The 21,432-nt window shown below is 71.9% G+C and carries 20 protein-coding genes and 1 riboswitch; of the genes, 4 read left to right on the top strand and 16 right to left on the bottom strand.

Features of this window, described 5'->3' with window-relative positions:
* Window positions 1-89 precede the first annotated feature (89 nt).
* The 13 genes from ACSU6L_RS22080 to ACSU6L_RS22020 all read right to left on the bottom strand — a co-directional run bounded on the left by ACSU6L_RS22080 (window position 90) and on the right by ACSU6L_RS22020 (window position 15,753).
* Window positions 90-1,484 carry an NAD(P)/FAD-dependent oxidoreductase gene (locus tag ACSU6L_RS22080; RefSeq protein WP_073941368.1) on the bottom strand — a complete coding sequence of 465 codons (1,395 nt, stop codon included), beginning with the start codon at window positions 1,482-1,484 and terminating at the stop codon, window positions 90-92.
* 445 nt (window positions 1,485-1,929) lie between these two features.
* A complete protein-coding gene (locus ACSU6L_RS22075; RefSeq protein ID WP_437059300.1) occupies window positions 1,930-2,871 on the bottom strand; it encodes a Ppx/GppA phosphatase family protein in 942 nt (313 codons plus the stop codon).
* Window positions 2,868-3,413, bottom strand: a complete 546-nt coding sequence (locus ACSU6L_RS22070; RefSeq protein WP_437059298.1) for a DUF501 domain-containing protein — start codon at window positions 3,411-3,413, stop codon at window positions 2,868-2,870. The genes ACSU6L_RS22075 and ACSU6L_RS22070 overlap by 4 nt, the downstream gene beginning before the upstream one ends.
* A gap of 21 nt (window positions 3,414-3,434) precedes the next feature.
* Entirely contained in the window at window positions 3,435-3,920 is a 486-nt protein-coding gene (locus ACSU6L_RS22065; protein WP_437059296.1) for an FtsB family cell division protein, read from the bottom strand.
* A 136-nt stretch (window positions 3,921-4,056) separates the two neighbouring features.
* A complete protein-coding gene (gene eno, locus ACSU6L_RS22060) occupies window positions 4,057-5,346 on the bottom strand; it encodes a phosphopyruvate hydratase (RefSeq protein ID WP_437059294.1) in 1,290 nt (429 codons plus the stop codon).
* Window positions 5,347-5,582: 236 nt separating this feature from the next.
* Window positions 5,583-6,281, bottom strand: a complete 699-nt coding sequence (locus ACSU6L_RS22055; RefSeq protein WP_437059292.1) for a transglycosylase family protein — start codon at window positions 6,279-6,281, stop codon at window positions 5,583-5,585.
* A 4-nt stretch (window positions 6,282-6,285) separates the two neighbouring features.
* Window positions 6,286-6,464, bottom strand: a riboswitch (cyclic di-AMP (ydaO/yuaA leader).
* Window positions 6,465-6,646: 182 nt separating this feature from the next.
* On the bottom strand, window positions 6,647-7,690 hold the full coding sequence (locus ACSU6L_RS22050) for a transglycosylase family protein (RefSeq protein ID WP_437059290.1): 1,044 nt from the start codon (window positions 7,688-7,690) through the stop codon (window positions 6,647-6,649).
* A 246-nt stretch (window positions 7,691-7,936) separates the two neighbouring features.
* Window positions 7,937-9,238 carry a cytochrome P450 family protein gene (locus ACSU6L_RS22045; RefSeq protein ID WP_437059288.1) on the bottom strand — a complete coding sequence of 434 codons (1,302 nt, stop codon included), beginning with the start codon at window positions 9,236-9,238 and terminating at the stop codon, window positions 7,937-7,939.
* Window positions 9,235-10,239 carry a nucleoside triphosphate pyrophosphohydrolase gene (locus tag ACSU6L_RS22040; protein WP_437059286.1) on the bottom strand — a complete coding sequence of 335 codons (1,005 nt, stop codon included), beginning with the start codon at window positions 10,237-10,239 and terminating at the stop codon, window positions 9,235-9,237. Before ACSU6L_RS22040 ends, ACSU6L_RS22045 begins: the two co-directional genes overlap by 4 nt.
* A gap of 136 nt (window positions 10,240-10,375) precedes the next feature.
* A complete protein-coding gene (locus ACSU6L_RS22035; protein ID WP_437059284.1) occupies window positions 10,376-11,017 on the bottom strand; it encodes a SurA N-terminal domain-containing protein in 642 nt (213 codons plus the stop codon).
* A gap of 144 nt (window positions 11,018-11,161) precedes the next feature.
* The gene (locus ACSU6L_RS22030) at window positions 11,162-12,652 is read right to left on the bottom strand and encodes a protein kinase domain-containing protein (protein WP_437065004.1); all 1,491 of its coding nucleotides are present in this window, start codon (window positions 12,650-12,652) and stop codon (window positions 11,162-11,164) included.
* 38 nt (window positions 12,653-12,690) lie between these two features.
* Window positions 12,691-13,398, bottom strand: coding sequence for a hypothetical protein (locus tag ACSU6L_RS22025; protein ID WP_437059282.1), 708 nt, complete (start codon window positions 13,396-13,398; stop codon window positions 12,691-12,693).
* 174 nt (window positions 13,399-13,572) lie between these two features.
* Window positions 13,573-15,753 carry an N-6 DNA methylase gene (locus tag ACSU6L_RS22020; RefSeq protein WP_437059280.1) on the bottom strand — a complete coding sequence of 727 codons (2,181 nt, stop codon included), beginning with the start codon at window positions 15,751-15,753 and terminating at the stop codon, window positions 13,573-13,575.
* A gap of 244 nt (window positions 15,754-15,997) precedes the next feature.
* Here ACSU6L_RS22020 and ACSU6L_RS22015 point away from each other — a divergent pair, with 244 nt between their 5' ends.
* Window positions 15,998-16,684: a hypothetical protein gene (locus tag ACSU6L_RS22015; protein ID WP_437059278.1), complete on the top strand. Its 687-nt coding sequence runs from the start codon at window positions 15,998-16,000 to the stop codon at window positions 16,682-16,684.
* Window positions 16,685-16,899: 215 nt separating this feature from the next.
* Window positions 16,900-17,646, top strand: coding sequence for a hypothetical protein (locus ACSU6L_RS22010; RefSeq protein WP_437059276.1), 747 nt, complete (start codon window positions 16,900-16,902; stop codon window positions 17,644-17,646).
* Between the two features lie 36 nt (window positions 17,647-17,682).
* Here the strand turns inward: ACSU6L_RS22010 and ACSU6L_RS22005 are convergent, their stop codons facing one another.
* Together ACSU6L_RS22005 and ACSU6L_RS22000 are read right to left on the bottom strand one after the other, a co-directional pair.
* Window positions 17,683-18,435, bottom strand: a complete 753-nt coding sequence (locus ACSU6L_RS22005; RefSeq protein ID WP_437059274.1) for an N-acetyltransferase — start codon at window positions 18,433-18,435, stop codon at window positions 17,683-17,685.
* A gap of 95 nt (window positions 18,436-18,530) precedes the next feature.
* Complete coding sequence (locus tag ACSU6L_RS22000) at window positions 18,531-19,250, bottom strand: HNH endonuclease family protein (RefSeq protein WP_437059272.1); 720 nt, start codon at window positions 19,248-19,250, stop codon at window positions 18,531-18,533.
* Between the two features lie 135 nt (window positions 19,251-19,385).
* Between ACSU6L_RS22000 and ACSU6L_RS21995 the strand changes: the two genes are divergently transcribed.
* A complete protein-coding gene (locus tag ACSU6L_RS21995; protein WP_073941384.1) occupies window positions 19,386-19,574 on the top strand; it encodes an antitoxin in 189 nt (62 codons plus the stop codon).
* 207 nt (window positions 19,575-19,781) lie between these two features.
* Here ACSU6L_RS21995 and ACSU6L_RS21990 read toward each other — a convergent pair whose 3' ends face one another.
* Window positions 19,782-20,696, bottom strand: a complete 915-nt coding sequence (locus ACSU6L_RS21990; protein ID WP_437059270.1) for an SCO6745 family protein — start codon at window positions 20,694-20,696, stop codon at window positions 19,782-19,784.
* 98 nt (window positions 20,697-20,794) lie between these two features.
* Between ACSU6L_RS21990 and ACSU6L_RS21985 the strand changes: the two genes are divergently transcribed.
* Window positions 20,795-21,415 carry a TetR/AcrR family transcriptional regulator gene (locus ACSU6L_RS21985; protein ID WP_437059268.1) on the top strand — a complete coding sequence of 207 codons (621 nt, stop codon included), beginning with the start codon at window positions 20,795-20,797 and terminating at the stop codon, window positions 21,413-21,415.
* Window positions 21,416-21,432: the final 17 nt, after the last annotated feature.

Here is a 21,432-nt window from a genome sequence, read left to right as displayed (position 1 = left end):
CCGGCCTCTTCGCGGCAACGCCGAAGGGGCCGCCCGCACCACGGATGGCGGGCGGCCCCTTCAGGGCGTGGACAGAGGTGACCGTGAGGTCAGGAGGCCTTGGCCTTCTCCTCCGACTTCGGCGCGGCGGCCGCGGGGGCCGGAGCCGGGGCCGGCTTGGCGGCCTCGTAGAACTCCTCGCGCGGGGACTCCAGGGCGCCGAGGGCGACGACCTCGCGCTTGAGGAACATGCCGAGCGTCCAGTCCGCGAAGACGCGGATCTTGCGGTTCCAGGTCGGCATGGCCAGACCGTGGTAGCCGCGGTGCATGTACCAGGCGAGACGGCCCTTGAGCTTGATCTTCATCTTGCCCATGACGATCATCGCGACGCCCTTGTGCAGGCCGAGGCCCGCGACCGCGCCCTTGTTGGCGTGGCTGTACTCCTTCTGCGGGAAGCCCCGCATGCCGGAGACCACGTTGTCGCCGAGGACCTTGGCCTGGCGCAGCGCGTGCTGGGCGTTCGGCGGGCACCAGGCGTTCTCGTTGCCCGCCTTGCGGCCGACGAGGTCTGGGACCTGGGCGTTGTCGCCGGCGGCCCAGATGTAGTCGGTGCCCTGCACCTGGAGGGTGGCGGCGGTGTCGACGTGACCGCGGGGGCCCAGCGGGAGGCCGTAGCGGGCGAGGACCGGGTTCGGCTTGACGCCGGCGGTCCAGACGATGGTGTTGGAGTCGACCTCGAGGCCGTTCTTCAGCACGACGTGGCCGTCCACGCAGGAGTCCATCGAGGTGGAGAGGTAGATCTCCACGCCGCGGCTCTCCAGGTGCTCCTTGCCGTACTGGCCGAGCTTGGGGCCGACCTCGGGAAGGATCTTGTCCGCCGCGTCGACGAGGATGAAGCGCATGTCCTCGCGGGACACGTTCTTGTAGTACTTGGCCGCGTCGCGGGCCATGTCCTCGACCTCGCCGATGGTCTCGGCGCCGGCGAAGCCACCGCCGATGAAGACGAAGGTGAGCGCCTTGCGGCGGATCTCCTCGTCCGTGGTGGAGTCGGCCTTGTCGAGCTGCTCCAGCACGTGGTTGCGCAGGCCGATGGCCTCCTCGATGCCCTTCATGCCGATGCCCTGCTCGGCGAGGCCGGGGATCGGGAAGGTGCGGGAGACGGCGCCGAGCGCGATGACCAGGTAGTCGAAGGGCAGCTCGTACGCCTCGCCGACCAGCGGGGCGATCGTGGCGACCTTGCGGTCCTGGTCGATGGTGGTGACCCGGCCGGTGAGGACCTCCGCCTTGGGGAGCACGCGCCGCAGCGGGACGACGACGTGACGCGGGGAGATGTTGCCGGCGGCGGTTTCGGGGAGGAAGGGCTGGTAGGTCATGTACGACCGGGGGTCGACGACCGTGACGGTCGCCTCTCCGTAGCGCATCTTCTTGAGGATGCGCCGAGCTGCGTACAGGCCTACGTACCCACCGCCTACTACGAGGATCCTGGGACGCTCCGTGGTGCTCATGCCATCGAGTATCCACCCGTCTGGAGGGGGTGGCTCGTGCGCCCCTTCACAAGCTCCGACAGGGCCCGTGTTACACTCCCCGGCTCGCGTGACTTAGATCATGTCCAAGTACGGGAACCGTCACGCGGGCGGACCCGTTGTCAATGCCGCGTGAGCTGCCTCTCTGGATAGTCGTTCGGGGTGTGAGCGGTCGGAAACACCCTCCCGGGCACGCGATCCGAAGGCACCCCGGGCGCCCCTTCTGAACATGTTCAAAGGCCGTTCAGGCCCCCGAAAGGGCCAACCGACCCCTTCCGACACCCCGGGAGGACCGAATTCCTTGTGAAGAACTTCACGAACTTTCCCGACGGTACGTCAACGAGGGGCCCGCGGAGGGCCCCTCGAGGTTGCTCATACGCTATCCGGGCTGCTCAACCGGCGGCTACTGGCAAGTAACAAAAGAGAGCTACGCCACCGACCAGGCGATGCCGTCCAGGATGTCGTGCTCGCTCACCACGACCTCCTCGGCGCCGATCCGCTCCATGATCGACAGAAGGACGAGGGCTCCCGCGGCGATCACGTCCACCCGCCCCGGGTGCATCGACGGCACGGCCGCGCGCTCGGCGTGCGTGGAGTGCAGCAGCCACTCGGTGATCTCCCGGACCTTGTCGTGGGAGATCCGGGAGTGGTGGATGGCCTGCGAGTCGTACTCCGGCAGCTCCTGCGCGATCGCCGACACCGTCGTCACCGAGCCGGCCAGGCCGACCAGGGTGTGCGCCTCGCGCAGCGGCACCGTCTCCTCGGCCAGGTCGAGCGCGGCCTCGATGTCGGCCCGCATCGCCGCGATCTGCTCCCCGGTGGGCGGGTCCGTGACCGCGCCCTCGTGCACCAGGTGCCGCTCGGTCATCCGGACGCAGCCGACGTCCACCGAGCGAGCGGCCCGCACCCGCCCGTCGCCGACGACGAACTCGGTGGAGCCGCCGCCGATGTCCACGACGAGGTAGGGGGTGGTGAGGTCGGTGCGGCCGCCCAGCTCCTTCGTGGCTCCCGTGAAGGAGAACTCCGCCTCCTGGTCGCCGCTGATCACCTCGGGCTCGACCCCCAGGATGTCCAGCACCCCGCGTACGAAGTCGTCCCGGTTCTCGGCGTCCCGGGAGGCCGAGGTGGCCACGAAACGCAGCCGCTCGGCGCCGTACTCCTTGATGACCTCGGCGTACTCGCGGCAGGCCGCGAAGGTCCGCTCCAGCGCCTCGGGTGCCAGCCGTCCGGTGCGGTCGACGCCCTGGCCGAGCCGCACGATCGTCATACGGCGGTCCAGTTCGACGAGTTCGCCGGTGTCCGGGTCGCAGTCGGCGACCAGCAGGCGGATGGAGTTCGTACCGCAGTCGATGGCGGCGACCCGGGTCACTGCGCGGCCTCCTCGGTGTCGGACGTCCCCGGCAGGGTCACGCAGGCACCCTTGCGCCACCACTCCGGCAGCATCGCGAGGGCCTCGTCGCCCAGCGGGTTCACACCGGGCCCGGCGGCCAGCGAGTGCGCGACCAGGACGTGCAGGCACTTGACCCGGTCCGGCATGCCGCCGGCGCTGGGGAAGCCCTTCAGCTCCTCGATCTCGTCCCGGCGCCGGACGTAGTCCTCGTGCGCGGCGCGGTAGGCGGCGGCCAGCTCCGGATCGCTCTCCAGCCGGGCCGTCATCTCCTTCATCACGCCGTCGGCCTCCAGCGTGCCGATGGCCGAGTTGGCCTTGGGGCACGTCAGGTAGTACAGCGTCGGGAAGGGCGTGCCGTCGGGCAGCCGCGGGGCCGTCTCCACGACGTCCGGCTGCCCGCAGGGGCAGCGGTGCGCGATCGCGCGCAGCCCGCGCGGCGGACGGCCGAGCTGCTGCTTGAAGGCCTCGACGTCCGCGTCGGTGGGCTCGGTGCGCGGGGTGGGCGGCGGGGGCGTTTCCATGCCTGTCTTTCTGTGTCCGTGTCAACTGTCCGGGACGTCGGCGGCGTCGGCCTTGTCGACGCCGTCCCAGACGTTCGAGTACCAGGGGCGGTCGGCCGCACCCGTGTCGGCGCGCGACTGCTTGACCGCGTCCGGGTCGATCACCACGTACCCGGTCTCCCCGGGCATCACATAGTGCAGCCGCTGCCGGATCTGCTGCTCGGCGTACGCGTCGTCCTGCCACCGCGCCTTCTGGTCGCGCAGCTGTTCGACGCGCTCCCGGGCCTGCTGCTGCTCCCGCTGCAGATCGGCGATCTCGGCGCGCTGGGCGACGTACTGCCTTATCGGGTAGGCCAGCGCCACGACCAGCGAGCAGACCACCAGCGCGAGCAGGGCGGCCCGGCCGGTCAGCCGGGAGCGGCGGGCCTGGCGCCGGGTCTGCGAGCGGTAGACCCGGGCGGCGGTCTGCTCGCCCAGCAGTCTGATCCTGGTCGCGGTGGAGAACCGGTCCCGGTCCTTCACGGCCATCGTCCCGCCTCCCCGTTCGCTTGCGCGTCTTCACCGGCGCGTGTACGTGCGTACGTCCCCGCACACGGTACGGGACCGAGTACGGGGACGTACGTACGACGCTTCCTACAGGCGCGTGCCTCAGCCCTTGCGGGGCTTACTGGTTCGCAGAGCGAAACCGCGGGAACGCGCTGCGGCCGGCGTACACCGCGGCGTCGTCGAGGATCTCCTCGATGCGCAGCAGCTGGTTGTACTTGGCGACGCGCTCGGAGCGGGCCGGGGCGCCCGTCTTGATCTGGCCGCAGTTGGTGGCGACGGCCAGGTCGGCGATGGTGACGTCCTCGGTCTCGCCGGAGCGGTGGGACATCATGCACTTGAAGCCGTTGCGCTGGGCCAGCTCGACGGCGTCCAGGGTCTCGGTGAGCGAGCCGATCTGGTTCACCTTCACCAGCAGGGCGTTGGCCGCGCCCTCCTCGATACCGCGGGCCAGGCGCTCCGGGTTGGTGACGAACAGGTCGTCGCCGACGAGCTGGACCTTGTCACCGAGCTTGGCGGTGATGGTCTTCCAGCCCTCCCAGTCGTCCTCGAACAGCGGGTCCTCGATGGAGACCAGCGGGTACGCGTCGACCAGCTCGGCGTAGTACTCGGTCATCTCGGCCGCCGAGCGCTCCTTGCCCTCGAAGGTGTAGACGCCGTCCTTGTAGAACTCGGACGCGGCCACGTCGAGGGCGAGGGCGATCTGCTCGCCGGGGGTGTAGCCGGCCTCCTTGATGGCCTCGAGGATGAGGTCGAGGGCCTCGCGGTTGGAGCCGAGGTTCGGGGCGAAGCCGCCCTCGTCGCCGAGGCCGGTGGCCAGGCCCTTGCCCTTCAGGACCTTCTTGAGGGTGTGGTAGACCTCGGCACCCCAGCGCAGCGCCTCGGAGAAGGACTCCGCGCCGATCGGGGCGATCATGAACTCCTGGATGTCCACGTTGGAGTCGGCGTGCGAGCCGCCGTTCAGGATGTTCATCATCGGCACCGGCAGCAGGTGCGCGTTCGGGCCGCCCAGGTAGCGGAAGAGCGGGAGGTCGCTGGCCTCGGAGGCGGCGTGGGCGACGGCGAGCGAGACGCCGAGGATGGCGTTGGCGCCGAGGGAGCCCTTGTTGTCGGTGGCGTCCAGGTCGAACATGGCCTGGTCGATCAGGCGCTGCTCGGTGGCGTCGTAGCCGACGAGCTCCGGGCCGATCTGCTCGATGACGGCCAGGACGGCCTTCTCGACACCCTTGCCGAGGTAGCGGTTCGAGTCGCCGTCGCGGAGCTCGATGGCCTCGAAGGCGCCGGTGGAGGCGCCGGACGGGACGGCGGCACGACCCGTGCTGCCGTCGTCGAGGCCGACCTCGACCTCGACCGTGGGGGTGCCTCGGGAGTCGAGGATTTCCCGGGCTACGACGACGTCGATGGACGGCACGAGCATCTCCTTCATGGATGTGACGCGGTTGGCAGGCCGCGGGTGTGGCTCTGCGAGACGAGCCTATCCGGCTCGGCGCGATCGGCCAGCCGACCGCCCACCCCGTGGACGGAACCGAGAGTAAATTGTTTCCGAACGGAACAAAGACCGTTTCGAAAAAACGACCATGAAAGAGAACCCCGCCCCGGCGCGTACGGGGGAACACGCACCGGGGCGGGGAGTCTGAAGGGCCCCTCTTACTTGAGGTGCAGCTGCTGGCCCGGGTAGATGACGTCGGCGTCGTCGACGATGTCCTTGTTCAGCTCGAACAGCCTCTGCCAGCCGCCCTCGACGCCGTGCTCCTCGGCGATCGTGCTGAGGGTGTCGCCCTTGACGACCTTGTACTCGCCGTCGCCCTTCTCGACCTTCTTGCCGGTCGGGGTGGTGACGGTCTTCTCGGCCTTCTCGGTCTGCTGCGAGGCGGCCGGGCGCTCGGCGGAGCGGGAGGCGCTCTGCTCCTCGGTCTCGCGGGCGGCGGTGCCGCTGCCGCTGTCGTTCGAGGCGGCGGCGCCACCGCCGTACGGGGTGCTGGACAGGTTGACGCCGCAGTGCGGCCAGGCGCCCTTGCCCTGGCCCGCGAGGACCTTCTCGGCGATGGCGATCTGCTGGTCCTTGCTGGCCTGGTCGGCGGTGGCGGCGTACTGGGTGCCGCCGTACGCGGCCCAGGTGGAGGCGGAGAACTGCAGACCGCCGTAGTAGCCGTTGCCGGTGTTGATGGACCAGTTGCCACCGGACTCGCACTGGGCGACGGCGTCCCACTCGGACGCGGTGGCGGCGGAGGCGGAGCCGGCCGCCATCAGCGGTGCGGCGACGGCGACGCCGGCCACACCGGCGACGGCGATGGCGCGGGTGGCCTTGGACGGACGACGGTGCTTGCCCTTGCCGGAAAACAGCATGGATCGATCCCCTCACCGACGCCTGCGAGGTGAGCTGTCGGGTTCGGGCCGGTTGAGTTGCCCGGCCGCGGCTCTCGCGAGCTGCGGCTCCACCCCTAGCCGGTTCCGGCGTCGAGTCTCCTCAACTGCCGGACCCGGCACTTACCTTGGGTCCCCCGCTCCTGCCTGCGGCGCTTGACGCGACGACTGTTCCCGTACGGCCGCTGGCAGGATTCGGCGTTGCGGCAGCCGGGGCTCGCGATGGCGAGCGATCCCGACCGTAGGCAGGCGATCCGCCGGATTTCAAAGAGGATCAGGGCTTCTGAGACCTATCTCTCACCGCATTCATAACGGACATTAGCCCCGAAGTGTGACGCGAACTCCGGCTACTTTTCGCCCGGTTCGACCCCTACCTCAAGGGTCTGACCGGGGATGATGAGGTTGGGGTCGGCGCCGACGGTCTTCTTGTTCTCGGCGTAGAGCGCGGTCCATCCGCCTTGCAGCTCAAGGGAGTCCGCGATGCCCGAGAGGCTGTCGCCGGAGCGGACGGTGTAGGAGCCGTCGGCCGCATCACGCGCCGCCGCGGCGTCACGGGAGGCGTGACGGCCGGAGGGCTCGGTCGTACGGGCGTCGGCGGCGTCCTCGTCGGCGCTCTCACCGCGGTGGCGGCCGGTGCCGGTGGAGAACTCCGAAGAGGAGTCGGCCTGTCCGGAGTTGTCCGAGTCGTCCCTCTTGGCGGTGGCCGCAGGGGAGTCGCCGGCACCCTCACCGTCCCTCTCGGAGGAACCGTCCGCCGGGGACGACGAAGCGTCAGACGACGGGCCATTCGTGGCAGATCCGGAATACTCAGAGCTTTCGGAGCTTTCAGACCCCTTGCCCTTTCCGCCCTTTCCGCCCTTTTCACCGGAATCCGCCGAAGTGGATGATTCCGTAGATTCCGACGAGTCGGACAAGCCGGACTCGCGGCTGTCCGAGGAGTCCTCGTCGTCCGGGGTGGCCGTCGCGCCCGACGCCGCGTCGGCGGCCAGGCCCGTGTCCACGCCCGGCGCGCCGGAGTCGCCGTCCAGGCCGGCGAGCAGTCCGCAGGTGAGCCAGGCGCCGACTCCCTGGTCGGCGAGGATTCTCTCGGCCACGGCTATCTGCTGCGAACGGCTCGCCATGTCGGGGCTCTCCGCGTAGTCCGAGCCGCCGTACTTCAGCCAGTCGTCCTGGGAGATCTGAAGACCGCCGTAGTAGCCGTTGCCGTTGTTCGCGCTCCAGGAGCCACCGCTCTCGCACTCCGCGACCCTGTCCCACGTCGTACCGCTGGCGGCGCTCGCGCCGGTGGCGCCGAGCAGCGGAATGGCGATCGCGGACCCGGTCACTCCGGCCGCGACGATGAGAGCCGGAGCCTGGCGGGGGCGACGGTGACGACCGTTCCCGGAGAGCATGCGGGGACCTTTCCCGAGACAGCAGTGACGGCACGACGGGGTGGTACTCGGCGCCGTGCTGATGGGTGAACGTATAGGCAGACGATCACTTGTCACAAGTTAATGCCGCGTAGATCACGTGTAGATCACAGAGGCGAAGGAGTGTCATGTTTGTGACGGGCACGCGAAGTAGCCGTGACATGAGGTGCACGGAGTTGCCGTCCGGCCGTCACAAGTCGGGCGGCACCGGCCAAACGGGGTCGGCTGTCAGGCCTCCGGCGTGAACTCCACCGGCAGCGTGCGCAGTCCGCGCATGATGAGGCCGCCGCGCCAGCGCAGGTCCGCGGGGTCCGCGGCGAGGCGGAGGTCCGGGAGGCGGGTGAGGAGGGTGGCGAGCGCGGTCTGGCCCTCCAGCCGGGCGAGCGGGGCGCCCAGGCAGTAGTGGATGCCGTGGCCGTACCCGAGGTGCTGGTTGTCGCGGCGGGCGAGATCGAGCGTGTCGGGGTCGGTGAACCGGGCCGGGTCGCGGTCGGCGGCGGCGAGGACGACGAGGACCGGGTCGCCGGGGGCGATGTCCTGTCCGCCGATGGTGAGCGGCCGGGTCGCGAAGCGCCAGGTGGCCAGCTCCACGGGGCCGTCGTAGCGCAGGAGTTCCTCCACGCCGGTCTCCAGCAGGGCGTGGTCGCCCGCCGCGAGGGACTGCTGGAGGCGGGAGCGCTGCTCGGGGTGGGTGAGCAGGGCGTAGGTGCCGTTGCCGATCAGGTTGACCGTGGTCTCGAAACCGGCGAACAGCAGGATGAACGCCATCGCCGCGGCCTCGTTCTCGGTCAGGTGCTCGCCGTGGTCGGAGGCCCGGATGAGAGCGGAGATCAGGTCCTCGCCGGGCGCGGGCTCGGCGGGCAGCGCCGCCCGCTTGCGGTGGATGAGGTCGGCGAGATAGCCGCGCATCTTCTTCACCGAACGCGCGACCCCGCCGCGCGGGCCGCCACCGTGGCGGATCATCATGCCCGCCCAGTCCCGGAAGTCGTCCTGGTCCTCGCGCGGCACGCCCAGCATGTCGCAGATGGCGTAGATGGGCAGCGGGAAGGCGAACTCGTGGATGAGGTCGGCGGAGCCCTCGCGGGCGAAGCCGTCGATGAGACGATCGGTCAGCTCCCGCACGCGCGGCGCGAACTCGGCCACACGCCGGGGTGTGAACGCCTTGGAGACGAGTCGGCGCAGCCGGGTGTGGTCCGGCGGGTCGATGTTGAGCAGATGCGTCATCAGCTCCGCCTTGCGCTCCCCCGGGATGCCTGTCTTGCCCTTGGCGTGCGCGGGTTCGTCGTGATGCGCCGGGTTCTTCGACAGCCGCTGGTCGGCCAGCGCCTGCCTGGCGTCGGCGTACCGGGTGACCAGCCAGGCCTCCACCCCGCTGGGCAGCCGGGTCCGGTGCACGGGGGCGTGCTCGCGGAGCCAGGCGTAGGCGGGGTAGGGGTCGGTGGCGAACTCCCAGGTGAAGAGTTCCGGCGCGGGAGGAGACGCGGGAGCGGGCGCCGGAGCGGGCGTCGCGGGGTGGGGCCGGCCGGTCACGTCGTCGGCTCCCCTGCCTCGTAGGCCCTGATCGCGTCCCGGTACGCGCGGGCCGCCGCGCGCAGGGCCGCCTCCGGGTCGGTGCCCTCGGCCTCGGCTCGCGCCGCCATGGCGAGGAGTTCGTAGCCGATGCCCTCGGTGGCCGGCAGGGGGACGTCCAGTCCCGCCGTCCGGGCGCGGGACGCCAGCTTCGCGGCGAGGGCGAGGCCGGGCTGGTGCAGGGGGATGCCCTCGGTCACGGAGGCCCGCTGCTTCTCCTGGGCCTTGGTGCGCAGCCAGTGCTCCTTGACCTCCTCCGGCGTGGCGGCCTGCGCGTCCCCGAAGACGTGCGGGTGCCGGTGGATCAGCTTGGCGACGATGCCGCCGGCCACGTCGTCGATGGAGAAGGGCTCCTCGATGTCCTCCTCGGCGATCCGGGCGTGGAAGACGACCTGCAGGAGGACGTCGCCCAGTTCCTCGCGGAGCTCGTCGCGGTCGCCGTCCTCGATCGCCTCGACGAGTTCGTACGCCTCCTCGATGCCGTACTTGGCCAGCCCCTTGTGGGTCTGCCGGGACGACCACGGGCACTCGGCGCGGATGCGGTCCATGACCTGCACGAGGTCGAGGAGCCGGGCGCCCGGCAGGTCGTAGGAGGCGGGCAGCAGCTCCAGCTCGGGCATCCGCACCCGGCCGGAGCCGGCGAGCCGCGCGAGCCCGTCCGTCAGGGCCGGCTCGCCCTCGCCGGTGGCGACGACGACCACGGTGTGTCCGCCGGCGCAGGCGTCGACCAGTTCCTCGGCGGTCGGCGCGGCCTCGTCGACCGCTATGCCCGCCTCCCGCAGATAGGGCAGCTGCGGGTGCGCCCCGTCCGCGCACAGCACGCGGTCGGCGGTGTGCAGGGCCTGCCAGGCGGGCCAGGAGAGCAGGCCGGGGGCGACGCGGTGGCTGGTGGTGAGCAGGACGACGCGGCCGGGGTGGGGGCCGACCGGGTCCTGGGCGCCTTCGAAGCTGGTTCCGTTCACGATCCGAACGTAACCCACGGCGCCGACATGCCTCCGCGGTTGTCCACAGGCACGGTGTGATCATCGGACCGGCGCCGCGCCGTACCGTTCCTTCTGCTCCTTCTGCTCCCTCTGGGCGCTCAGGCCGCGGAACGCGTCACGCCGGCTGCTGCGGCTGGGCCGTGACCTCCCGCACCCACGGCGTCCCGGCGTCGACGCGGCTGCTCTTCTCCACGTCCCAGCTGCCGTAGCGCGGGTTGACGGAGACGTCCAGGTCGGCGGAGGCCTTGGACAGGGCCTCCCAGAAGGCCGGCTGGCTGGTGTCGGTGCCGAGCTTCGCGGCGAGCTTCTGCGCCTCCAGCTGCAGGCGCAGGTTCTCGTCCAGGCGCTCCGGCGCCACGCTGTACTGCTGGAGCCATGCCGTCTGCAGCGCCCTCGACCCGCCGACCTGCTGCTCCAGACCGGACCGCATCTCCTGGATCTCCTTGCGGGTCACGGTGATGCCGGCGTCCTGGGCGGCGCGGTGCAGCACCCGGTCGAGGACCATGCCGTGCAGGGTGTCGCGGGTGAGGCTGCCGGACTTGGCGATGGCCTGCGCGTACTGCGCGTCGTCGGTGACCGCGGCCCGCTGGGCCGAGCGGACCTCGTCGACCCGGTTCTCCAGCTGCGCGACGGTGATCCGCTGATCGCCGACCACGGCCGCCGCGCCGGGACGCGCATCGTTTCCGCAGGCGGTGAGGAGGGGCGCCGCGGCGATCGCGGCGGACAGCAGGAGCGCGGTGCGACGGCGGCGGTGCAAGGAAACCTCCCGAGGAGATTGTGCGACGGTGCACAAAGTCTTGCGGTGATCGATGGTAGGCAGGGGACCGGCTCTGGCCAACCCATTCGACCAACGATTCACCGCCACTTCGGGCACCGCCGCGCCCGCGCGGCGCTCAGGGGGTCAGCGCACCTGCCCCAGCCACTGGAGGGTCCGCCGTACCTCCGCCGCCAGCGGATGACCGGGGCCGCCGGTCCGTTCCACGTCGTGCAGCAGCCGTACGAGGGTGTCGTGGGCGGCGGTGCGGTCGCCGAGGGCGAGCAGGAGGTGGCCGATGCGGCGGCGGACGTCGTGGGCGAGCTCGGGGTCGCCGGAGACGTACTGGTTCTCGTAGTACGGCAGCAGCGCCCGGTACTCGGCGAGCGCCGCCGCGGGTTCGCCGAGCTGTTCCAGGCACTGCGCGGCGTCGTACCGGAAGCGCAGCGACTGCGGGTCGGCCTGGCCGGCCTCGGCGGCGCGCTCGTCGGCGAGGCGGCGCAGTTCGGGCAGCGCGCGCCGGTACTGGCCGTCGTCCATGAGCGTCGCGGCGTACTGCTTGCGCAGGGTGCGCACGACCGGGGAGTGCTCGCCGTGCTGTTCGGCGGCGGCGGGCAGGATCGCCCCGAGGATGTCGACGGCCTGCGTGATGCGGCCCTCGCCGAGCAGCCGCTTGACCTCGTCGACGGCGCTCGCGACATCGGGTTTCTCGGCGACGCTGGGGACCGGTGCGACGGGGGCGGGCTGGGGCGCGGGCGTCCGCGGGCGGTCCGGCCACGGGGCGTGGGGGCGCACGAAGGGGCGCGTGGGGTCGAGGGGCGCCCCGGTGGGCGTGCCCCGCGCGGGCAGCAGCAGCGCCAGCTCCTCGTACACCTCCTGCGCGGACGCCGGCCGGTGCTGCGGGTCCTTGGCGAGCAGGCGCAGGACCAGGGTCTCCAGCGCCTCGGGCACCTCGGGCCGGATGCGGCGCACGGGCAGCGGCGGCTCGTACAGGTGCCGGTGCAGCACGCCGAGCGCCGTCGAGCCCACGAAGGGCACGTCTCCGCTGAGCAGTTCGTGCAGCAGGACGCCGAGTGCGTACAGGTCGGTGTACGGGCCGACCGCGCCGCCCATGGCCTGTTCGGGTGCCATGTAGGCGGGCGAGCCGATCGGGGAGCCGGTGTGCGTCAGCCGCGTGGTGTCGGTGTCCATGACGGACGCGACACCGAGGTCGAGGACGGTGACCGTGCCGTCCTGCTTGACCATCACGTTGCGCGGCTTGAGGTCGCGGTGCACGATCGGCACGGCGTGCACGGCGCTCAGCACGGCGCACAGCTGCGCGGCGACCGCCACCGCCCACTGCCACGGGTACGGGTCGTGCTCGGCGAGGTGGTCGGAGAGGTCGGCGCCGTCGACGTACTGCATGACGAGGAACAGTTCCTCGCCCTCGCTCCCCGCGTCGTGCACGGTCACCAGGCCGGGGTGGTCGACCTGCGCGGTCACCCGGCACTCGCGCACGAAGCGGCGGCGCAGCTCGTCGGCCTCCTGGCCGGCCACCTTGTCGGGGCGCAGCAGCTTCACTGCCACGCGCCGGTCCAGCCGCCGGTCGTAGGCCGTCCAGACCTGGCCCATGCCGCCCTGCCCGATGAGGGTGGCCAGTTCGTACCGGCCGGCGACGACGCGTCCTGTCGCCACGGTCACCGTCCGCCCTCGTGATCGCCGTCCTGCCTGCGCAGGTAGTCGCTGAGTTCGTCGAGTTCGGCACGCACCTGGTCGATGCGGGCCGGCGCGGGGCGCTGCGGCGGCGGGGTGTGCGCCGGGGACACGGGCACGCCGGTGCCGGGCGCCGGGGGCGGGGTGTGGGCCTGCGCGACGCCGGGAGCCTGCTGCGGCTGCGGCGCGACCGGTGCGGCGGGCGCGACCGGTGCGGGGGGCGCTGCCGGGGTCTGCGGCGTCCGCGCCATCGGCGGCGTCTGCGGGAGGGTGGTGGCCGTGCCCGTGGCGTACGGCGCCGGGGGCTGCGGGTAGCCGTACGCGGGCTGCGGGCCGTACGCGCCGTAGCGGAGCTGGTGGAAGTGGCGTACGTCCGCGGCGAGGTAGTACGCGATGACGATCACGAGCGTGCCCAGCAGCAGCCCGAGGCCGGTCCAGCCGCCCGCGGTGTGGATCTCCTCCCCGGGTTCGGTCCCCAGCAGCACCATGGCGAGGATGTCGACGGCCAGGACGGCCACGAACAGTCCCCAGTCCAGCGACCTGCGCGTGACGATCGCCAGGCGCAGCAGCATCGTCCAGGTCAGGAAGCCGAGGCTGAGGATGGAGATCACCACGAAGAGCACACGCAGGACGACAAGCCACGCCGTGGGAGGCGGCTGCTTCACCGGCTGCACGTAGCCGTGGCCATGCATGACTGCTCCTGATGCCTGAGGTGGGACGTACGGCGCCCGCCGGCGCCGGCAACGCCGGTCGCGCGATGGTCGCTTCGAGCGTATAGGCCGACACGGACAACCGGTCCTGGGTTGTACCGAACCGTTGTCGTGCTGATCACTTCCGTCGCGGTCCGCGTTCGGGGGCCCGTGTCCTCAGTCCGGTGTGACCGTGCCGTCCGTCAGGCCGTCGTACATTCCGCGCACGAGTTGCTCCCCGAGCCGGCTCGCGTGGCGAAGCGCCCGCTCGAACTCGTCGAGTGCGCGGAAGCGGGCGCCGTAGCGCCGCTGTTCCTCGAGCGGGAGCCGGGGCAGTTGCAGCCGGCGCACGTCGAGGCGGGTGGCGGTGGAGGCGTAGCTGCTGGCCTGGCGGTTGTTGGCGGTGCCGCGCAGGAAGCCGGCGAGGAACCAGGGGTCCAGTGCCGTGGGGTCGGGGCGCAGCAGCACGAGGTTGCGCCCCAGGGCGGCGCCCCCCGTCGCGTCGTCGATGACGCGCGCCACCGCACCGCCGCCGAGCACCGGCACGACGACGTCACCAGGCTCCGTCAGTACCGCCTCGTCCTCGCTCTCGGGCAGGCTCCCGGAGGGTGCCGTTCCGGCGAGGACGTCGTGGTCGGTGAGGACGGGCACGCGCGTGTGCCCGCCGTTTCCGCCGGTCCGCATCACCAGGGCGCCACCGCGCGCGAGTTCGCCGACGGTGGTGAGCGGCCAGCGCGCGGGCTCGGCGGAACGCGCCGGGGGCGGGGTGAGCTCGGTGGTCAGCCGCAGGGTCTCGCCGAGGCGGGTACGCACGTCCGTGAGCTGTTCGGCGCCGTCGGCCGCCGCGGGCGGCGGGAGGTGGCGGGCCGGGGAGAAGTCCACGTCGTCGTCGAGGAGTTCGATGACCGGCACGGAACGCGCCAGACCCGGCCGTTCCGCCAGGGTGCCCGCGCGGTCGAAGGCGCGCCAGGCGTCGAGGACGGCGTCCCGCACGGCCTGCCAGTCGGGCCCGCCCCGCCCCTCCGTGGCGAACTGCCCGGCGTCCGCGAGCAGCACCTCCGGCTGCGCGGGCGTCTTGTCGGGGCGGCGGAGCACCCACACGTGCAGGGGGATGTTGTACGGCGGTGCCGCGCCGACCGGCAGCGCGACGACGGCCCGCAGCGCGCCGCGGCGCAGCAGGTCGGCGCGGATACGGCGGCCGGAGCGGCGGGAGGCGGCGGCGGGCGGCATCAGCAGCACGGCCGTGCCGCCGTCCCGCAGCCGGGCCAGCGCGTGCTGCACCCAGGCCAGCTCGGACTCGGTGCGGGCCGGGAAGCCGTACTCCCAGCGCGGGTCGTAGGCCAGTTCGTCGTGGCCCCAGTTGCGCTCGTTGAACGGCGGGTGGCACAGGACGACGTCGGCGCGCAGCGCGGAGTGGGCGTCCGCGCGCAGGCTGTCGCCGTCGGCCGCACGCACGGCGGCCGGGGTGTGCAGGGCGAGCCGGAAGGCGGTGAGCGCGGCGAGGTCGGCCGCGCTGTCCTGGGCGTACAGCTCCTGGTCGGGCCGGGCGGGGACGGCGCGCAGCAGGGCGCCGGTGCCGCAGGCCGGGTCGAGGACGGTGCGGGCGGGGCCGGCGAGGTCGGCCATGAGGCGGGCCAGTTCGGCGGGGGTGAGCGTGTACTGGCGCGGGTTGGCGTCCAGGTGCCGCCCGAGCAGGAACTCGAACGTCTGCCGGGCGCCCATCTCGGCGGCCAGCTCGGCGGCGCCGCGCAGCAGGGGGGCGGAGGGGAGGAGTTCGGGGCCGCTGGGCACGTGGACGGCGAACGCGCTGTTCACAGTCTTCGACGGGTCACCGGGCCGGTCACCGGTGGACGGCGTGTGAACAGAGAGTGGCGTGTGAACTGACGGCGGCGTGTGAACTGACGGAGGAGTGGCCACAGACGCTCCGGCATTCACATGTCCGGGCCGTCGTGCTCGGGCCGCTCCACCGAATCGCGGCTTGATCACCTGCTCCAGCGCCGCGGGCAGCATCGCCGCGAGCCGTTCGTCGGACCCGGCGCTCAGCTCCAGCCACACCGTCGGCCGGTCGTGGATGAGCAGCAGCACGGACCCGGCGTGCGTGAGCGCGGTGACGGGTCCCTCCAGATGCCCGGCGAGTTGCTGCCAGACGCGTTCCCGGAGCGGGACTTCGGCGAGTTTTCCCTGGTGGCGCAGCCAGGCCTCGACCTCGGCGAGGGCGAAGGAGGGGCTGGTCTCCGTGCCGCCGACCGGCTTGGGGAAGTCGGCGTGCCGTCGCCGCCAGTTGCTCACGGCGGCCCGGCCGACGCCGGCGAGCCGGGCGATTCCGGCGGCGGTCACCTCTGTCGCGTTGTCCTGCACCCGCCCGCTCCCCTCGCCGCGTTTGTGGCTGCGCCGCCGGCGCGCCGTCTGGCGTTCCCGTGTGTGGCGCCTTGCTGTGTGTGCGTCGAGCATACCGACGCACGCAAGATCCCTCGATTCACGGCCGTGTACCCAGACCATTCCGTGAACCGTGTTGACTCGGTTCACAGGCCGTGCTCTTATTGACCCAGCGAACGAACGACTGCCGGACCGAGGCAGTCGACACGTCGGGGAGGGAACAGTCATGGGCATGAAGACGAAGGTCGCGCTGGGTGCCGTCGTGGGTGTCGTCGTCATCGGCGCCGTGTCGGCGAACGGCGGCGGCGACGACGGCGGCACCAAGGGCGGCGACAAGGGCTCTTCGGCGTCCGCCGGCCAGAAGCCGGGCACCGCCAAGGACTCCGGTGCCGAGGCCGCCGCCGAGAAGAAGGTCGCCTTCGAGGGGGACGGCGACTTCCAGGTCGGCTCCGACATCAAGCCCGGCACCTACCGCACCACCGGCAACACCGACGACATGTGCTACTGGGAGCGTGCCAAGGACGCCTCGGGCGAGATGGAGTCCCTGCTGGCCAACGACAACGTCAGCGGCACCAGCTACGTCACCATCAAGGCCACCGACAAGCTCTTCACGTCGAGCGGCTGCAACGACTGGGAGGCCGTCGACACCAAGGCCAAGGGCGGCTCCCCCGCCGACAAGATGGCCGGCAGCGGCGGCATGTACAGAGTCGGCGTGGACATCGTTCCGGGCACCTACAAGTCGACCGGCAACACCGACGACATGTGCTACTGGGAGCGGACCAAGGACTCCGAGCACTCGCTCGACTCGATCATCGCGAACAACAACGTGTCCGGCTCGGCGGTCGTCACGATCAGCGCCTCGGACGCCTACTTCAAGACGTCCGGCTGCCAGGACTGGAAGAAGGCCGGCTGAGCCGACGGCTCACCGGGCGGTCGGCCACCCGGGCCGGCCGCCGCGCGGGGCGCGGCCGACACGCCTGCCCTCCCGCGCGGCCACCCCATGCGGCATCACCCGCATCGCATCAGCCCCATCGCGTCAGCCGGATCGCATCATCCGCATCCGCATCCGCATCCGCTCCACCGCAACGCACCGAACAACCCCCACAGCTCACCCCCCGAGGAACTCCCATGCGCCGTACCGCCCTTGCCGCTCTCTGCCTCGCCGCCGCGACCACCGTCGGCCTCACCGGCTGTCTGCCGGGCGAGGACAAGGCGGACGACAAGCCGAAGGGGCCGTTCGCCGGACTGACCGGCGGAGAGATCGCCGACCGGGCCGTGAAGGCCACGACCGAGGCCTCGTCGCTGCGCCTGAAGGGTGACATCCCCGCGGACGAGTCGGGCGGCGCGATGACCTTCGACATGGCCCTGAACAAGAAGGGCGAGTGCGCCGGAACGCTCGGCGCCGGCGGCGGCAAGGCTGATCTGATCCGGACCGGCGACACCATCTACGTGCGCTACGACGAGGCGTTCCTGCGCGCCGACAGCGAGGGTCAGCCCGAGGAGGAGACCGACGCGGCGGTGGACCTGCTGGCCGGGAAGTGGACCAAGATGGCCGCGGAGGGCGCGGACGCCGAGGACATCGCGAGCTTCTGCGATCTGGACGAGGTGCTCGGCGGCGCCGAGGACGTGAACTCGGACGCGACCCGCGGCAAGACCACCACCGTCGACGGCACCCCGGCGATCGTCCTGCACGAGAAGGACGGCAAGGACCGCTACAAGCTGTACGTGGCCACCGAGGGCAAGCCGTACCTGCTGCGCATGGACAACACCAACGCCGGCGACCGCACCACGCTGACCCTCAGCGACTTCGGGAAGCCGGTCCCGGCGAAGAAGCCCAGCGGCGACATCCTGGACCTGGACGAGCTCGCCGGCTGAGCCGCCACCCCCTGCAGGGGCCTCACGCACAGGCCCCTACAGGGGGTGCCGCATCCACACGTTGGGCTCGACGTACACGGCGTACCCCCGCTCCGGCTCGCACCGCACCGGCACCAGCGCGCCGGGCACCTCCACGTCGCCCGCGGTGTCGAACGGCAGCCCGGTCCACTCCCGCCACTGCTCCAGCGACCCGGAGACGGTCATCGAGGCCGGTGCCACGGAGTGGACGACGGCGCCGGCCCGGACGTGGACGCGCATCCAGGGGTCGTGCGGAAGCCCGTCGGGGCGCACCCGGCGGACGTACTCGTCCATCGGCGTACGGGGTTCCAGGTGCTTGGCGTTGGGGCGTACGGGGGCGACGACCTCGCGGAAGCCGAGGGCGCGGGCGTTGTCCCGCATGGCGGTGAGCATCCGGCCGGACAGGCCGAGGCCCTGGGCGTGCGGGGCGACGGAGACGGAGATCGCGCTGACGGTGTCGGTACGGACCCCGCGCCGCAGGTCGGAGAAGGCCCACAGGAGGACCGCGTCCCAGCCGCGCGCGGGGAGTTCGCCGCGGCCGGCGGCGTCGAGGGCGAACGGCACGCTGTACGCGTTCGCGACGACCTCGCCCCGCTCGTCCTCGGCGAACAGCACGTACTGCGGCAGTTCGGCGGCTATCCGCGGGAAGTGGGCCCACCCCACCGGGTCCTGGAGCACGAACTCCGGCCAGCTGTCCGCCATTCCGTAGACCCGCTCCAGCATGTCGGGACGCTCGGCCAGGCTCGATATCTTCCAGTCGGTGGGGGCCATGGGGTCACCGTAGGCGGCCCGGCGGGCACCGGAAACCGGATTTCCGCACAGCCCGGCGCACAGCCCGGCGTCCGGCCCGACACGCAGCCCGACGCTCAGTCCGCGTGGAACCGCGGCGGCGCCTTCGTCGGGTTGCCGCCCGAGGGCAGTTCCTGGTCCGGGCAGCGGGAGAGCACGCGTCGCATCGCGGCCCGCTCCGCGGAGGTCACCCACAGCCCGTACTTCTTCTTCACGGCGACCTGCACGGCGACATACGTGCACCGGTAGGCCTTGTTCGGCGGCAGCCAGGTCGCCGTGTCGCCGTCTCCCTTGGCACGGTTGGTGCCCGCGTGCACGGCGAGGAGGTTGAGCGGGTCGTTGGCGAAGGCGATGCGCTTGCTGGGTTCCCATGTGCCCGCGCCCTTCTGCCAGGCGTCGGACAGGGCGACGACATGGTCTATGTCGACCTGGCTGCGGCCCCGTACGAAGGTGACGTCCTTGCCGGTATAGGGGTCGGGGTCCAGCGTGCCGGAGGCCACCTCGCAGTGTCCCTCGCGGAACCGGACGTCGGTGAGGTCCCGCTGGAGGATGTCGTCGCGGGTGTCGCAGTCATTGGAGTCGGTGTCCGCCCAGGGGCTGCCGAAGCGGTCCCGGTCGTAGCCGGTCCGGGGTGCGCGGCCCTTGACGGGCAGGGACTCCACGGCCGCGAGGGCCGGTCCGCCGCCGGCTGTCTCCTGCGGTCCGCCGGCTCCCGGGGTCGAGCCGGTGCAGCCGGTCAGGGTTCCCAGCAGTACGCCCACGGCGACGGCCGCCGTGCCACCCCCAAGACGCCTCACCGCGCGCCCCTTCCGTCGAGCCTGGTGCCACGGTAGCCGCCCACAGGTTCAGACCACACCGGGGCCCGACTCGGCATACGCGACATGCCGGGCGTATCGTCGGTTTTGAGTCATAGCCGGAAGGAGTAGCTCTGTATGGGCATCTTCGACAGGTTCAAGAGCCATCAGGCATCGCGGGACAAGGCCAAGCAGGCGTCCGACGCGGCCGAGCGCAAGGTCAACGAGAGGACGGGCGACAAGTACGAAGGTCAGGTCGACCAGGCCCAGCAGCGCATCGAGGGCCAGCTCGGCATGGACCGCGACAGGCCCGATCAGCAGCAGTAGACCATCGGACCGTCGGAGGACACCGGCCGGCTGCGGGGCGACCACCCGGCGGCAGCCCGCTGGAACACCACCTGGACCAGAACCGCCCGCGAAGGCCCGCCCTCGCGGGCGGTTTCCGTGAACCCGGGCCCTGCGCGCCTTGGCGCCAGCCCGACTTCAGACGTCGCCCCCCGTCACGCCTTGTCCGCCGTCACACCCCCGCCCACGTCACACCTTGCCTATCCCCAGGGTGTTCTCCGACGGCAGCAAGCCGGATGCCAGGACGCCGACCCAGTAGTCGCCGAGCAGTCCGGAGAGGCGCTCGACGCCCGCTTCACCCAGGGACCGCCAGGGGGCGGCGGCCAGTTGGTCGGTGTGCCGTTCCACGCGGTCGCGCAGTTCGCGGCCCGCGTCGGTGGCCGCCCCCTTCTCGTCGACCAGGCCACGGGCGGCCAGGCGGTCACGCGCGGACGACCACTCCTGCTCGCTCCAGCCCCGGCCGGCGAAGCGCTCGACGGGCGCGGCGCCGATCGCGGCGAAGGAGACCAGGGCCTCGACGGGGTCGAGCCCGGCCACCAGGAGGGCCGCGACATGGCCGTCGCCGCGGTGCTCGCGCAGGATCGTCGCCGCGTGCCAGAGCTGGAGGTGGGGCTCCTCGGGCCAGGCCAGCGCGGCGTTGGCCGCGGCCAGCGGGCGGCCCGCGGTGTTCGCCGCCTCGGCCGCGCGCCGGGCGAGGGCGGCTGCCTCCGTCAGGTCCTGGCCGTCGAGGCGGTCACCGAACAGCGCGCGGTACGTCCGGTCGACCGCGCGCCACCTCGCCGCCAGCACGTCCGCCGGGCTCGCGACCCGCCACGCGGGGTCGATGTGCTCGGCGACCGTGGCGGGCGCGAAGCTGTAGAAGGCGGAGGCCACCGCCCGGCCGCCGACCGGCCCCAAGGGCGCGGCGCGGAAGGGGAAGTAGCTCGGCCAGCGCTCCCGCGTGTCGAAGCCGAGCGCCGCCGCCTCCTCGAAGGCCTCCGGCGAGTAGTAGAGCACCGCGTGCAGCGGCTCCAGCAGATGCCAGAGCTGACGCGCCCGCCCCGGCTCGATCACCTCGGCGCCACCGACACCCTCGGCGCCCACCTCATCCACGTACTGCGACATGACACGACCCCCGTCACACCCTCGCATAACTTGACACTGTCTAGATTGCCGGGCCACCCAGAACTTGTCAATGCCTAGATCGGAGTACGCTGCATCCCATGAGCCCCGCACAGCAGCCCGCCGCCGGCCACGAGAGCACGGACGGCGCACCGGCCTCCCGCCGCCGCCCCTACCATCACGGCGACCTGCGCCGCGCCATCCTCACCGCCGCGCTGGACGTCATCGCCACCGACGGCCCGTCCGCGCTGAGCCTGCGTGATCTCGCCCGCCGGGCCGGTGTCTCGCACGCCGCGCCGGCCCACCACTTCAAGGACCGCACAGGGCTGCTCACGGCCATCGCGGCCGAGGGGTTCGGCCTGCTCGCGACGGCGATCCGGGAGGCGGGCGACCTCAAGGACGCGGGTGTGCGCTATGTGCGCTTCGCCCGCGAGCACCCCGCCCACTTCCAGGTGATGTTCGCGCCGGACCTGCTGCGCGCCGAGGACCTGGAGCTGACCACCGCCCGCACCCTGGCCGGGGACGCCCTGCGCGAGGCCGTCTCCGGTGTACGGCCCGAGCACCGCGGCGACGACGCCCGGCTCGCCGGCGTCGCCGCCTGGTCCCTGGCGCACGGGTTCGCCACGCTGCTCCTCGGCCACAACCTGGACGGCCCGGTGGGCGACCGGGACCCCGAGGAGGTGTTCCGCACGCTGGCGGCAATGCTGTTCCGCGCCCCCTGACGAGACGACCTCATCGA

The organism is Streptomyces sp. enrichment culture, from assembly GCF_964272855.1.
In the GTDB taxonomy this organism is placed as follows: domain Bacteria; phylum Actinomycetota; class Actinomycetes; order Streptomycetales; family Streptomycetaceae; genus Streptomyces.
The sequence above is the reverse complement of the archived record's forward strand: the minus strand, read 5'-3'. Positions and strand labels throughout refer to the sequence as shown.